Below are 14,147 nucleotides of genomic sequence, written 5' to 3' on the forward strand. Positions count from 1 at the left end.
GGGCCGCGCGGGCGGCATCGTACCTTCGTACAGTGGGCCGGCCGGCGCGCGGCTGCGGATACTCGCCGCACTTGCAATCGGCGCTGGCCGAGGAGTTGTGGATGTCGTTCCTGATCGTGCTGGCCGCGCTGTGCTTCCTGATGTTCGTGGCCTACCGCGGCTACAGCGTCATCCTGTTCGCGCCCATCGCGGCGCTGGGCGCGGTGCTGCTGACCGATCCCTCGCTGGTCGCACCGATGTTCACCGGCCTGTTCATGGACAAGATGGTCGGCTTCCTGAAGCTGTACTTCCCGGTGTTCCTGCTGGGCGCGGTGTTCGGCAAGCTGATCGAGATATCGGGTTTCTCCAAGGCGATCGTGCAAGGCACCATCAAGGTGGTCGGCGCGCAGCGCGCGATGCTGTCGATCGTGCTGGTGTGCGCGCTGCTGACCTACGGCGGCGTGTCGCTGTTCGTGGTGGTGTTCGCGGTGTATCCGTTCGCGGCGGAACTGTTCCGTCAGAGCAACATCCCCAAGCGGCTGGTGCCGGGCACGATCGCGCTGGGTGCCTTCACCTTCACCATGGATGCGCTGCCCGGCACGCCGCAGATCCAGAACATCATCCCCACCTCGTTCTTCGGCACCACCGCGTGGGCCGCACCGGTGCTGGGCATCATCGGCGGCGTATTCATCCTGACCGTCGGCATGTGCTACCTGGAATGGCGCCGCCGCGTGGCCGCGCGCAACGGCGAGGGCTATGCCGGCAACGACGATCTGCGCAATGAACCGGAACCCTTCAAGGGCGACAGGCTCGCGCATCCGCTCATCGCCATCCTGCCGCTGCTGCTCGTCGGCGTGGCGAACTTCCTGTTCACCCGATGGATCCCCGGCTTCTACGGCGAAAGCCAATCGTTCGTGCCGGCGGTGATCGGCAGCCCGGCACCGGTGGTGCAGGACGTCTCGAAGGTCGCCGCCATCTGGGCCGTGCAGGGCGCGCTGCTGGTCGGCATCGTGGCCGTGATCGCATTCGCGTGGAAGCCGGTGTTCGCCAGTTTCGCCGAGGGCACGAAGAGCGCCATCGGTGGCGCGCTGCTGGCATCGATGAACACGGCGTCGGAATACGGCTTCGGCGCCGTCATCGCCGCTCTGCCCGGCTTCCTGGTGGTGGCCAACGCGCTGCAGGCCATCCCCAACCCGCTGGTCAACGAAGCGATCTCGGTGACCGCGCTGGCCGGCATCACCGGCTCGGCGTCCGGCGGCATGAGCATCGCACTGGCCGCGATGGCGGACAGCTTCATCGCCAATGCCAACGCGGCCGGCATCCCGATGGACGTGCTGCACCGCGTGGCCTCGATGGCCTCCGGCGGCATGGACACCCTGCCCCACAATGGTGCCGTCATCACCCTCCTGGCCGTCACCGGCCTCAGCCACCGGCAGTCGTACAAGGACATCTTCGCCATCACCCTGATCAAGACCACCGCCGTGTTCGTGGTGATCGGCGTGTTCTACGCCACGGGCCTGGTCTGACGCCACGCATGGCGTGACCGGCCTGTGCGCGCGGTCGCAAACGCCGGGCGGCGCTTGGCCAATACTTCCCGCATTCCGGGGAAGGCAGGGAAATCCGCATGGCGTACTACACCGTCCCGTGGCGTCGGCTGTTCGCGCGTGGCCCGTGGCGACGCAAGGCCTCTGGCACGCGTGCGCGCCTCGACGCCCGCGTCCAGGCAAAACCGTACGTCGCAGCGCCCGATCTTGGCGCCCAGGTCCGGGAACGCCTGAACCGCCTGTACGGCTGGAAGGGCGGCGAACGCGCCAGTCCGAAGGACACCACGCCCGCACCGGAGGCGGCAGCCGTGGCCGCACCCAGCGGTGGCCGCGTGATGATGGGGCAGTCGAACCCCACCCTGATGACGATGGCGCGGCCGCCGTTCGCCGTGCAGGCGCTCAACAACCTCAGCTACGGCGCCACCGCCGCCAGCATCGCCGAATTCAACGCGCTGGGCAGCAGCGACCGCCAGCGCCTGGCCAACTACGTGGACTGGCAGCTCAACTGGGACGCCATCGACGACAGCGCCGTCACCAACCGCCTCAACGCCGCCGGCTACACCACGTTGAACAAGTCGCTGACCCAGTTGTGGGCCGACCACGTGGTGACGGACCCCGAGCACAACATCCGCATGCGTCCGGCCAATGAGGTGCAGCGCGCGGCCTTCGTGCGTGCGGTGTACTCGCGGCGCCAGTTGCGTGAAGTGCTGGTGAACTTCTGGCACGACCACTTCAACGTGCTGGGCACCGACTTCAGCGTCGGCCCGGTGTTCGTGCACTACGACCGCGACGTGATCCGCGCCAACGCCAAGGGCAATTTCCGCACGATGCTGGAAGGCGTGGCCCAGAGCACGGCGATGCTCTACTACCTGGACAACATCAGCAATTCTCGCTCCGGCCCCAACGAGAACTTCGCCCGCGAGTTGCTGGAGCTGCACACGCTGGGCGCGGAGAACTACCTGGGCTTCATGGACCCGTTCCAGGTGCCGCCCTGCCCCGAGGATCCGGCGTATCCCATCGGCTACACCGACATCGACGTGTACGAAACCTCGGCCGCATTCACCGGCTGGTCGGCGAAGAACGGCCACTGGCAGTTTCCCACCGAGAACGACGGCACCTTCGTCTATCGCCAGTCCTGGCACGACGCCGGCCCGAAGTTCCTGCTGGGCATGCTGATCTACCCCGAACAGCCCGCGCTGAAGGACGGCCGCGACGTGCTGGACCGGTTGGCCAGCCATCCGCGCGTGGCCAAATTCATCTGCAAGAAATTGATCCGCCGTTTCATCAGCGACACGCCGAAGCAGGCGCTGATCGACAGCGCGGCGGCGATCTTCCGCGCCAACTGGCGCGCGCCGAACCAGATCGAACTGGTGCTGCGGCACATCCTGAACTCCGACGACTTCATCAACAGCTTCGGCCAGAAGAACCGGCGCCCGTTCGACGCATCGGTCGCGGCGATGCGGACGCTGGGCGGCGACTGGACGATCCGCCTGGACCACGGCCGCAGCGGCGATTTCATGTGGATGTACGGCTTCACGGGGCACACGCCCTACAACTGGCCGGCGCCCAACGGTTACCCGGACACAGGCCTGGCGTGGTCGGGTTCCAATTCCTTCGCGATGACCTGGCGCCTGCTGGGCTGGCTGACCGAAAGCAAGGATGGAGACGTGCCGCTGCACCCCATCGTGGACACCACGCGCGCCAACGTGCCGGTGGCCAACTGGACGGCGAACACGCTGGTGACGTGGTGGTGCACCCGTCTGCTGGGTTACCAGCCCGAGGCCGCGCGCAAGCAGGCGCTGGTCGCCTTCATGGCGCAGAACGGCGATCCGAACACCTATGTCATCACCGATACCAACACGTGGCAGGGCAGCGATCTGAAGCGGCACTACAACCACGAGCGCCTGCGCAGCCTGGTGGCGCTGATCCTGATGACTCCCGAATTCATGAGCCGCTGAGGCCCCGATGACCGACTTCCGACTGACCCGACGCGAATTCGTCAAAGGCTGCGGCGCAGCCGCCATCGTCGGCACTGCGGGCGGCAGCCTGATGTTCGCCGATCCCGTCGATGCCGCCGTCAACAGCTACGACACCGTCGTGCACCTGTTCCTGCGGGGCGGCATCGATGGCCTGAACCTGGTCGTGCCGATCGACGGCGTGGACCGCGGCTTCTATGAGGAAGCGCGTCCCAGCCTGAAAATCGAGACCAGTGGTGCCTACGGCGCCTTGCCGCTGACGCTGTCCGGCGGTGCCGGCACCGGCTTCGGCCTGCACCCGTCCGCCAGCGGCCTGCGCGACCTGTGGAACGACGGCAGGATGGCCATCGTGCATGCCTGCGGCATGGCGACCACGGTGACGCGCAGCCACTTCGATGCGCAGCTGTACATCGACCTGGGCACGCCCGGGAAATACGGTTCGCCGACCGGTTGGATGACGCGCGCGTGGGAAACCCGCCCGGGGGGCAGCGGCACGCTGCCCGCGCTGGGCGTCAGCGGCACGCAACCGGCAGGCCTGATGGGCGCAGTGGATGCGCTGACGATGAGCAGTCCGTCCGACTTCTCGCTCAACACCACGGCGTGGAGCTGGCAGCGCACGCGCAGCGATTCGCCCAGCGGCCTGCGCGGCGTCAGCGAAACCGTCGCGTCGCTGTGGAACGGCCAGACCGGCATGGAGACCAACGGTCGACGCGCAGACGGCGCGCTGCGCCTGATCGGACAACAGGGCTATGCCAGCCTGCCGGCCAGCTGGCCGACCGGCAATTTCGCGCAACAGCTGTGGACCATCGCGCAGACCATCCGCTTCAACCTGGGCCTGCGCTACGCCACCCTCGACCTGGGCGGCTGGGACACGCACGAAGGCCAGGGTACCGCCGGCAGCGGTTACCACTACTACCAGAACAAGATCAACGAACTCTCCGCCGCGCTGGCCGCGTTCTACGCCGAGCTCAACGGCACCGGCGAAATGGCGCGCGTGACGGTGGTGGTGCAATCGGAATTCGGCCGCCGCGTGCGTGCCAATGCCAACGGCGGCACCGACCATGGCTACGGCAACCCGATGCTGGTGCTGGGCGGGCCGGTGAACGGGCGCCGTTTCTACGGCAGCTGGCCTGGACTGAATCCGGAAATCCTCTCGCCCACCTTCGGCGACGTACCCGTGACCACCGACTACCGCCGCGTGATGTCGGAGATCCTGATCCGCCGCATGGGCAACGCCAACCTCAGCCAGGTCTTCCCCGGCTACACCGGCTACGCCCCGCTGGGCCTCATGCAGGGCACCGATCTGGCTCCGAAGTCGGAAGGCGCTGCGACCACCGCCACGTCGATCCCGTCGCTGGTGGTGCCGGATGCCGCCACCGGCGCACCCACGCCGGTAACGGCCGCCGAACGCGCCGTCCCCGACTGGCAACGTCGCGGCCCGGTGGACCGGATGCTGGTGCGACGGGAGCGCTGAAGCAAGGCTCCTGTAGGAGGGGCTTCAGCCCCGATGCTTGCCCATCAGCCGCCCCGCGCGTCGCGCCTGCAATGACAGGTCGGGGCTGAAGCCCCTCCTGCATGGCAGCGATGCCATCAGCCTTTGCGCGCGTGCCACGCCTTCAACAGCTCGGCTTCCTTGTCGCGGGTGATGCCGGCATTGAGCTTGGCCTGGCGCTCGGCGGGCAGGCCGCGGAACCACGCCAGCAGATCGGTGACGGTGGTTGCGAGCGGACGGAAGGTCAGGCCCGCCGCGATGGCGCGCGCATTGCTGACCGCGCCGTAGCCGCCGTACTGCGGGTGGGTCGGCGACACCCAGATCGGCAGGCCGACCTGCTGCTGCTCGAGGAACTCGGGCGTTACGTGGGTCAGCGTCATGCCGCCGCCGGTGACGGCCTGGCAGCCATGCAGCATGGCATCCATGCCGAGCGTGTAATCCGGGCCGCAGGCGTTGAAGGTGCCGGTGGTCTTCGTTTCGGCCAGGCGGATCATCCACTCGCCCAGGTCGCGGCCGTCGATGATCTGGACGGGATCGTTGCCCTGGCCGGGCACCAGTATTTCGCCGCCCTGCGCCACCCGGTGCGGCCAGTAGGTGAAACGATCGGTTTCGTCGCGCGGACCCACGATGTAACCCGGGCGCACGATGGTGACGTTCCTGCCGAACTGCTTGCGGGCTTCGGCTTCGCTCAATGCCTTCAATGAGCCATAGAGGTTCTCGATGTCGGCGCGCAGGGTCTCCTGGGTTTCAGCCATCGCATCCTTGCCCTTGTAGACGGCGAGCGGCGAATCCTCGCTGATGCCCGGCTTGCCGCCATCGGCGTACACCGAAATGGTGGAGATGAAGAGGTAGTGCCCCACGTTGCCTTTCAGCACCTGGCCAGCATCGCGCACCCAGAACGGCAGGCTGGTGGGGTTGTCGATGCAGACGTCCCACGTGCGCCCTTTCAGTGCGGCCAGGTCGCCGGTATTGCGGTCGCCGTGCAGTTGTTCGACGGCGGCGGGCCATTCCGGCGACGGCCGCTTCCCACGGTTGAACAAGGTGACCTTGTGCCCGCGCTTGAGCGCGTAGTCGACCTGGAACGGACCCGTGAAGCCGGTGCCGCCGAGGATCAGGATGTTCAGCGGCTTGGCCGCCTTGCCCACCGGCTTGCCCTCGCTGGCAGCGGAGGCGAAGGACGGCAGCGCGGCCGCGGCGGCGGCCAGCGCGCCCAGCTTGAACAGGTCACGACGGGTGGTCATGCGGATGCTCCCCAGCAACGGTCAGGAAAGCGACTAGATAGCACTGCCGCGGCCCGCAAACCCCTGCCGGAAGTCGTTGTGACTTCCTGTGAACCGTCGACATGGGCGAGACGATGGTGTCGGCCAGCACCCGGAATAACGACGTGTTTGTCCGGCATCCGACGCTCCGGGCGTCACGCGCCTCGCCAGGACGCTTGCGGTGCGCATGGAAAACCTCCGTCGCCAAGCCTCGGTGCCTCACCGGCAAGGTTCGGAACGTGAGGCCTCGCCGGAAAAGCCTTGCGCGCGAACCTAAGACACTCGCCGGCGACACGCAGATCGTCGTGCGCAAGACGGACAGGCTTGTCGATTCAAGCCCCCGAGACCCACGCCCGATGCTCGATGGATGAAGCGTGAGTCTCCGGGGCTTGCGACCGGGACCCGCAGATGCGCGGTCGACCCACCAACGTTTGCACCGTGAAGCGCGGGAATTCTCGCGCAAGGGTTTGCGGGTCGCGCGCAAGGCGTGGGCGTATCAACGCAGGGATCCGAGACGTCGCCGACGAGTCTTCCGGGCTTGCGGGCCGTGCCCGCCGTGTGGGCCGCCGTCAGCGTCGTCTCAACTTCCACGCTCATAGCGTGATCGACTGGAAGGAATGACGTGAAGACAGAACGGCGTGCTGTTTCCTCATCACGCCACTGATGGGTATCGCCTTCGGCTCAACCCATCCTGGGGGCTGCAGGTGCGAAGGGACCAGCGGGCCATGAAGGTCCACTAGGATGTCCGGGCGTGCCCAGGCTGTGCAGTGGAGTGAGCGAGTGAATCCCGACAGGGCGTGCCTGATGAGCCCGGGCAATTCCGACCTCACTCCAGGGCGACACCCTCGGTTGCTCCATGTCGCGTTCGCTGGTCATAGAGGCGGCTGCGCACCCTGTACATCTCCATGATGCGCAGTGCCTTGATATTGAAAGACCTGGACAGTGCCGCGCAGTTACTGGATGGCAGCGACTTTGCGAGGGCCCGGATGGCCTCCGTCGCCTGCAATCCATGACGGTAGTGAGTGTGTTCGTGAAGGCGTAGTGCATCCAGATACCGCGTCCAGGCCTTGGCAAGGTCCCGGGATGCACCGCCACTGGGCGTCCATCGTGGCAGCGTGACCGTCGTGTCCAGCGCGACCGTTAGGTCAACCACCTCGCAGGTGTTTCCGGCGCCCTCCACCTCGAATGTCCACTCGACCTGCCATCGAGTCAGCCCATGCACCACGCGCCCATCTTCATTCCTGGGCCCGTTGGTCCGCAAAGCACGCTGGATCGCCCGAAGATTGTCTCCGGCGACGGAGTAGTACGTCACCTTCGCACGCGGGAAGAGAGGATCAGCCACCGCGTTCGGCACCCACAACGACAGCGCAAAGCCCATGAATATGCCCTGCCCAAGTCTCATGACCGCCTCCAGCCAAAGATCGGTGTGATTCTTTCATGCGCAACGCTCGCGAGGGAGTTCGGTCACGCGCACACCTCCCCGGCGCCCCGTTGAACGGCGCTCGCCATGGGTTGAGCGCAGCGATACCCATCCTGCGATACGTCGAAGCCACGATCATGAGTACCGCATGCGGGCTCAACCCATCCTACCCATTAGTGCCAAGTATCTTCCAGATAGCGCGGCCGGCAGGCCAGGTAGCCGCCGACCAGCAGCACTAGAACGCAGATGCCGAGGAACGCCATCGGCAGCATCCAGCCATGCGTGTACTCATGCAGCAGGCCGAAGACCAGCGGTCCCGCGCAGGACAACGTGTAACCCACCCCCTGCATGAAACCGGACAACGCCGCCGAACCCTCCGGCGTGCGCGTGCGCAGATTGATCATCGTCAACGACAGCGGGAACGTACTGGGCCCCAGGCCCAGCAACGCCACCCATAGGGCGGGTGCGGCCATCGGTGCGAGCAGCAGACCGGTGAACGCCGCCGCGTAGAAGCCCGCGCAGACCACGACCACGATGAAAGGATTGCGCATGCGTACCGCGATCAACGGCATGGTGAGCGAGGCCGCCAGGCCCAACGTGGAGAACAGTGCGACCATCGTGCCGCCCAGCGCGGGCGTACCCCCGGCTTCGACCAGCAGCTTCGGCAACCAGGTGAACATCGAGTACGTCACCAGGGAAGTCATGCCGAACATCAGCGCCATGCCCCACGCCACCGGCGAGCGCCATGCGCGGCCCTGCGGTCGCGGCGCGGCCAGCTCGGGGGCTTCGTCGTCGACGGTGACCGCTTCGTCGTGCACGCGCGCGAGCGGCGTGTTGCGCCGACGCTCCTGCCACAGCACAAGACACCAGGGCACCGCAGATGCGGCGGCGAACACCGCCCACAGGCCCAGCGACAGGCGCCAGCCGGCAGCTTCCATCACAGGTACGGCCACCAGCGCCGGCAGGATGGTGCCTGCCTGCAGGACGGTGATGTAGAGCGTGCTGACAGTACCCACGCGATCGGCGAAGTAGCGCTTCACCAGCGGCGGCAACACGATGTTGCCGATGCCCATGCCAGCCAGTGCCGTCAGCGAGGCGGCCATCAACGCGGCCGTATCGCCCGCCCCACTGCGCAGCAGCAGGCCCAGTGTCGCCAGCAGCATGGCCAGCAGCGCGGCGCGCTCCAGTCCGATGCGATGCGCGAGCGCGGGCGTCGCCACGCCGAACACCGCGAATGCTGCCGTCGGCAGCATGCCGAATACGCCTGTCATGGTGGCGCCGAAGCCGAACGTATCGCCCAAGGTGTCGAGCAGCGGTGTGAGCGAGGTCACCGCGGTACGCAGGTTGAATGCGGACAGCACGATGCCAAGCAGCACCAGGCCGCGGCCGGACCAGAGGGATGCCGGCACGAGTGAAGTGGAATGCGTCTTCATGGAATTCATGCCCGCCATTATCGGCGATGGCATTGCCAGTGAGCGAGACAAGGAAGACGCTGCGCGTCGCCCGCTTTGACCTCAGTCGTGCATCACGCGCCAAATCGAAAGGTGCCGCCTCAAGAAAGGCCATGCGAGCCCAGGAAAAACTCGTCTTCCGATCATGCCGCGACGGATGGGCGCGCGAAACCGACCCTGGCTCATGTGCCAGGCATCAAGTGAATCCTGGCTCCCCCGACACACCATCGCTGGTGCACGGAAAACACACTTTTACGTCGACGTTTTTTGCACAACGCGACGCCCTTGGATCGTTTTGAAATTGAATCTGTACGCCAATTTGACAGGCAATGCGACGTGTCTGGCATCGCTTCCTTCGCATTCGCTTTCATTGCTCGTGTAATGACATATGGCGGCGCCGAAGTAAGTCCAATGCCGCAAGGCGCTTGCCACTTTGGGGTAAAGGAGTTGACTGGACTTGCTGCCAGCTGGTTCACATCCTGGTGAAGAGGATATCTGCTCGACTGACATGACAATGCCGTCTGCCGAAATCGTCAGTTCTGCACAGATATTCACGTCCGCGTTCAAATCGGCAGGATAGTCGGCCGGAAACTCTGGCATCGGCTCAAGAATTGGTACTGGAGCAAGAAAAACTGCATTCGCGCTCAATTTTTCCCTTATCGCACCGCTGGGCAGAATCATGTCCTTGCGGACCTCAGTCGAACTCACCGACCTCTCGGTGGTAGCGCAACCCAGCAAGAGAACCAGCGATAAACCCAACACTTCTCTCACGACAATCTCATCCTTCATTGAACGGAGGGGCAAAGCCCCTCCGCTCGTTACGGGAGCGTAGCGTCAACCCTCGGGTTCCTGGGAGGTTGTTCTTACGCACGTGACCTTGCCCCCCTTTGCTGTGCAGGACCAGCCTGGAGGCGACTCGACAGGACCGTCCGGCAATGATTGTGCAATTGCGACAACTGCCAGAGAAAGGGAAGCCAAGAAAAGCGTAAGACCCGCAATCTTCTTCATGACTATAGCGTCCTTGTTGGCCTGAACGTTCAGGCAGGCTGAATCTATCGTTTGATCGCAACCTTGTCGCTGGTAAGCGTATTTATACCGTTGTAAGCCTATTTACATGCGCGTATTCGTGTTTCCACGTTCCGCGTTGAGGAAGAGCCTCATGGTGAGAGCGCCCTGCTCTCCGTCGAGAATGCTTTCCTGTTCTGTAAAGAATGAGCAAGGCTTCAAACATTCCCTCACAGAAAATGGGGTCCAGCAGTTTGGAGGGCAGGTAGGTGCCTGTAGGCACAACTCAAAGAAAAAGCGGGCCGAAGCCCGCTTTTCCGTATCGCGTCGCGATGTCGTGCGGCTTACTCGGCCGACACGCCCTCGCCTTCTTCCACGGCCTTGATCGACAGGCGGATGCGGCCCTGCTTGTCGACTTCCAGCACCTTGACCTTGACCACGTCGCCTTCCTTCAGCGCGTCGCTGACCTTCTCGACGCGGTCGTTGGAGATCTGCGACACGTGCACCAGGCCGTCCTTGCCCGGCAGGATGGTGACGAACGCACCGAAGTCCATGATCTTGGCGACCTTGCCTTCGTAGATGCGGCCCGGCTCGACGTCGGACGTGATCTGCTCGATGCGGGCCTTGGCGGCCTGGCCGGCGGCGCCGTTCACCGAGGCGATGGTGATGGTGCCGTCGTCCTGGATGTCGATCTGCGTGCCGGTTTCCTTGGTGATGGCCTGGATCACCGAACCGCCCTTGCCGATCACTTCGCGGATCTTGTCGGGGTGGATCTTGATGGTGATCAGGCGCGGCGCGAACTCGCTCAGCTCCTGGCGCGGCGAGGTCATCGCATGGGCCATTTCGCCCAGGATGTGCAGTCGGCCGGCCTTCGCCTGCGTCAGCGCCTGCTTCATGATCTCTTCGGTGATGCCTTCGATCTTGATGTCCATCTGCAGCGCGGACACACCGTTGGCGGTACCGGCGACCTTGAAGTCCATGTCGCCGAGGTGGTCTTCGTCACCCAGGATGTCGCTCAGCACGACGAAGTCGTTGCCTTCCTTCACCAGGCCCATCGCGATGCCGGCCACCGGCGCCTTGATCGGCACGCCGGCATCCATCAGCGCCAGCGAGCTGCCACAGACCGAGGCCATGGAGGAGGAACCGTTCGACTCGGTGATTTCCGAGACCACGCGGATGGTGTACGGGAAGGCTTCCATCGTCGGCATCACGGCGAGCACGCCGCGCTTGGCGAGGCGGCCATGGCCGATTTCGCGACGCTTCGGGCCCATCATGCGGCCGGCTTCGCCCACCGAGAACGGGGGGAAGTTGTAGTGGAACAGGAAGTGGTCCTTCCACTCGCCGCCGACGGCATCGATCACCTGGCCATCGCGTGCGGTGCCCAGGGTGACGGCGACGATCGCCTGCGTCTCACCACGGGTGAACAGCGAGGAGCCGTGCACGCGCGGCAGCACGCTGACCTTGGAGGAGATCGGGCGGACGGTATCCAGCGCACGGCCGTCGATGCGGACCTTGGTGGCCAGCACGGAACCGCGCATGGTCTGGTACTCGAGCTCGCCGAATTCCTTCGAGAGCGCACCGGCGCTCCAGCCATCGGCTTCGGCACGGCCGGCCAGCTGCTGCAGCACGTCCTTCTTGATGGCGGCGATGGCGTCGCGGCGCTGCAGCTTGTCGCGCACCTGGAAGGCGGACTCGAGCTGGGTGCCCACGGCTTCCTTCAGCGCGGAGATCATCGCCTCGTTCTTGGCAGGCGCAGACCAGTCCCAGTTCTTGGTACCGGCTTCGGTGACCAGCTCGTTGATGATGTGGATGACCTTCTGCATTTCGCGGTGGCCGAACATCACGGCGCCCAGCATCACGTCTTCGGACAGCTCGGCGGCTTCGGATTCCACCATCAGCACGGCGTTGGACGTACCGGCGACGACGAGCTCCAGCTTGGAGTCCTTCAGTTCGCTGACGGTCGGGTTCAACACGTATTCGCCGTTGACGTAGCCGACCTTGGCGGCACCGATCGGGCCGTTGAACGGCGCGCCGGTCAGGGCGACGGCGGCGGAGGCGCCGATCAGGGCCGGGATGTCGCCGTCGATTTCCGGGTTCAGCGACATCACCGTGGCGATGACCTGCACTTCATTGCGGAATTCTTCCGGGAACAGCGGGCGCAGCGGGCGGTCGATCAGGCGGGAGATCAGCGTCTCCTTCTCGGTCGCGCGACCTTCGCGCTTGAAGAAGCCACCCGGGATACGGCCGCCGGCGTAGAACTTCTCCTGGTAATCGACCGTCAGCGGGAAGAAGTCCTGCCCTTCGCGGGCCGACTTCGCCGCCACGGCGGTGACCAGCAGCACGGTGTCATCGAACTTGACGATGACGGCACCGCCCGCCTGGCGGGCGATTTCGCCGGTTTCCAGGGTGACCTGGTGCTTGCCGTACTGGAAGGTTTTGGTGATTTTTGCCACGTTGGTTCCTTGAGGTGCCTTGTGCGGGTTGGACCTCACGCGACCCTTGTCGCGTGCGGCTGGCCGGATGCGTCCGGCCGGTGGTGCTGAGGGAGGCGGGCCCGGTGCGGCCAGCGGGTGCAGCGCATTCCGTTCCCTGAAATGCAAACCGCGGCGCATCTCTGCGCCGCGGTGGGGGGTATATCAGCGACGCAGACCGAGCTTTTCGATCAGGGTCTTGTAGCGCTCGTTGTCTTTCTTCTTGAGGTAGTCAAGCAGGCTGCGGCGGCGGTTGACCAGCTGCAGCAGACCACGGCGGCTGTGGTGGTCCTTCTTGTGGGTCTTGAAGTGGCCGCTCAGGTGTTCGATGCGGGCGGTGATCAGGGCGACCTGGACTTCCGGGGAGCCGGTGTCGTTGGCGCCGCGCGCGTTGTCGGCAATCACTTTCTGGGTATCGACGGACATGGTTTCTCTCTGTTGATGCGTGGCCTGCAGGAACGCGGGCTGTCCTCCGCGCGCACCGCCTGGCTCGCCGTTGATGAAGCTGGGGAAATAAGGAAATGCCGGCGCGAAACCGGCGGCGTAGTGTAGCCGCGGGGGCCTTGTGAAACAAGGTTTTATTGACCGTTGCCGCCCTTGGTGGCGGTGCCGGCAACCGCCCAGGCGAACAATCGCTGCGGCGAGAGGGTGCCGTCGGCATCGACCGTGCCCAGCCCCAGGACGCGGCCTTCCTCCCCGTGGATCGCGACCGTGCCGTCGCGGGGGGGATGTCCGCGCAGCTTCTGGCCCTGTGCCAGCCGGCGCGCATCGAGGGCGTCGACGTCGACCCGGGGGAAGCCGGCCAGGCCAGCCTCGATGGGCAGCAGACACGCCTCGAGGGCGGCTTCCCCACCCTGTTCAGCCAGCGCCTGCAACGCGTCCAGGGAATACATGCGCGGTTGCCTGAACGGCTCGACCCAGAGACGACGCAGTTCGGCCACGTGGGCGCCGCAGCCCAGCGCCTCGCCCAGATCACGGACCAGGCTGCGCACGTAGGTGCCGGAACCGCACTCGACCCGCAGGGAGACCCGGTCCGGCGCGATCCCGAGCACCTCGATCGCGTGGACGTCGACGTCGCGTTCGGGCGCTTCGATGACGTCTCCGCGGCGGGCCTTGGTGTAGAGCGGCTCGCCGCCCTGCTTGAGCGCCGAATAGATCGGGGCGCGTTGACGGATGCGGCCCGTCAGGGGCACCAGCGCGGCCTTGACGGTGGCAGCATCCAGCACCGGCACCGGCCGCTCGCGCAGCGTCGCACCATCGGCATCGTCGGTATCGGTGGTGGCGCCCAGCACGGCGACCGTGTCGTAGGCCTTGGAGGATCCCAGCAACAGGCCGGCGATCTTGGTCGCCTCGCCGAAGCACAGGGGCAGCAGGCCGGTGGCGAGCGGATCCAGGCTGCCGGTATGCCCGCCCTTCTCTGCCCGGAACAGCCGGCGTGCGACCTGGAGCGCGGCGTTCGAACTCATCCCTTGCGGCTTGTCCAGCAGCAGCAGGCCATCCAGCGAACGGAACTTGAGCTTCGGCGGCGACATCGGAAGCGGGATGACCTT

General features: G+C 65.5%; 10 protein-coding genes. 3 read left to right on the forward strand and 7 right to left on the reverse strand.

Annotation, left to right across the window (positions count from 1 at the left end; all coding sequences use genetic code 11):
- Positions 1-101 precede the first annotated feature (101 nt).
- The 3 genes from IB223_RS09200 (at position 102) to IB223_RS09210 (ending at position 4,973) form a co-directional block, all read left to right on the forward strand.
- Positions 102-1,505: a GntP family permease gene (locus IB223_RS09200; protein ID WP_192201394.1), complete on the forward strand. Its 1,404-nt coding sequence runs from the start codon at positions 102-104 to the stop codon at positions 1,503-1,505.
- 98 nt (positions 1,506-1,603) lie between these two features.
- Positions 1,604-3,481 carry a DUF1800 domain-containing protein gene (locus IB223_RS09205; protein ID WP_192201395.1) on the forward strand — a complete coding sequence of 626 codons (1,878 nt, stop codon included), beginning with the start codon at positions 1,604-1,606 and terminating at the stop codon, positions 3,479-3,481.
- A gap of 7 nt (positions 3,482-3,488) precedes the next feature.
- The gene (locus IB223_RS09210; RefSeq protein WP_192201396.1) at positions 3,489-4,973 is read left to right on the forward strand and encodes a DUF1501 domain-containing protein; all 1,485 of its coding nucleotides are present in this window, start codon (positions 3,489-3,491) and stop codon (positions 4,971-4,973) included.
- 116 nt (positions 4,974-5,089) lie between these two features.
- On the opposite strand, the gene IB223_RS09215 is transcribed toward IB223_RS09210, so the two are convergent.
- The 7 genes from IB223_RS09215 to truB all read right to left on the reverse strand — a co-directional run bounded on the left by IB223_RS09215 (position 5,090) and on the right by truB (position 14,129).
- On the reverse strand, positions 5,090-6,232 hold the full coding sequence (locus IB223_RS09215) for an NAD-dependent epimerase/dehydratase family protein (RefSeq protein ID WP_192201397.1): 1,143 nt from the start codon (positions 6,230-6,232) through the stop codon (positions 5,090-5,092).
- Between the two features lie 844 nt (positions 6,233-7,076).
- Positions 7,077-7,652, reverse strand: coding sequence for a DUF922 domain-containing protein (locus tag IB223_RS09220; RefSeq protein ID WP_192201398.1), 576 nt, complete (start codon positions 7,650-7,652; stop codon positions 7,077-7,079).
- A gap of 191 nt (positions 7,653-7,843) precedes the next feature.
- The gene (locus tag IB223_RS09225; protein ID WP_192201399.1) at positions 7,844-9,103 is read right to left on the reverse strand and encodes an MFS transporter; all 1,260 of its coding nucleotides are present in this window, start codon (positions 9,101-9,103) and stop codon (positions 7,844-7,846) included.
- A 270-nt stretch (positions 9,104-9,373) separates the two neighbouring features.
- The gene (locus IB223_RS09230; protein WP_192201400.1) at positions 9,374-9,829 is read right to left on the reverse strand and encodes a hypothetical protein; all 456 of its coding nucleotides are present in this window, start codon (positions 9,827-9,829) and stop codon (positions 9,374-9,376) included.
- A gap of 641 nt (positions 9,830-10,470) precedes the next feature.
- On the reverse strand, positions 10,471-12,579 hold the full coding sequence (pnp, locus tag IB223_RS09235; protein ID WP_192201401.1) for a polyribonucleotide nucleotidyltransferase: 2,109 nt from the start codon (positions 12,577-12,579) through the stop codon (positions 10,471-10,473).
- Positions 12,580-12,762: 183 nt separating this feature from the next.
- Positions 12,763-13,023 carry a 30S ribosomal protein S15 gene (gene rpsO, locus IB223_RS09240; protein ID WP_192201402.1) on the reverse strand — a complete coding sequence of 87 codons (261 nt, stop codon included), beginning with the start codon at positions 13,021-13,023 and terminating at the stop codon, positions 12,763-12,765.
- 152 nt (positions 13,024-13,175) lie between these two features.
- Positions 13,176-14,129: a tRNA pseudouridine(55) synthase TruB gene (gene truB, locus IB223_RS09245; protein WP_192201403.1), complete on the reverse strand. Its 954-nt coding sequence runs from the start codon at positions 14,127-14,129 to the stop codon at positions 13,176-13,178.
- Positions 14,130-14,147: the final 18 nt, after the last annotated feature.

It is taken from the genome of Pseudoxanthomonas sp. PXM03 (assembly GCF_014852005.1).
In the GTDB taxonomy this organism is placed as follows: Bacteria; Pseudomonadota; Gammaproteobacteria; order Xanthomonadales; family Xanthomonadaceae; genus Pseudoxanthomonas_A.

Bases quoted from the DNA above. Each gene is read 5' to 3' on its own strand.
- IB223_RS09210 (WP_192201396.1), top strand. From the start codon at position 3,489: ATGACCGACTTCCGACTGACCCGACGCGAATTCGTCAAAGGCTGCGGC.
- rpsO (WP_192201402.1), bottom strand. From the start codon at position 13,023: ATGTCCGTCGATACCCAGAAAGTGATTGCCGACAACGCGCGCGGCGCC.
- IB223_RS09225 (WP_192201399.1), bottom strand. From the start codon at position 9,103: ATGAAGACGCATTCCACTTCACTCGTGCCGGCATCCCTCTGGTCCGGC.
- IB223_RS09200 (WP_192201394.1), top strand. From the start codon at position 102: ATGTCGTTCCTGATCGTGCTGGCCGCGCTGTGCTTCCTGATGTTCGTG.
- IB223_RS09220 (WP_192201398.1), bottom strand. From the start codon at position 7,652: ATGAGACTTGGGCAGGGCATATTCATGGGCTTTGCGCTGTCGTTGTGG.
- IB223_RS09215 (WP_192201397.1), bottom strand. From the start codon at position 6,232: ATGACCACCCGTCGTGACCTGTTCAAGCTGGGCGCGCTGGCCGCCGCC.
- IB223_RS09205 (WP_192201395.1), top strand. From the start codon at position 1,604: ATGGCGTACTACACCGTCCCGTGGCGTCGGCTGTTCGCGCGTGGCCCG.
- truB (WP_192201403.1), bottom strand. From the start codon at position 14,129: ATGTCGCCGCCGAAGCTCAAGTTCCGTTCGCTGGATGGCCTGCTGCTG.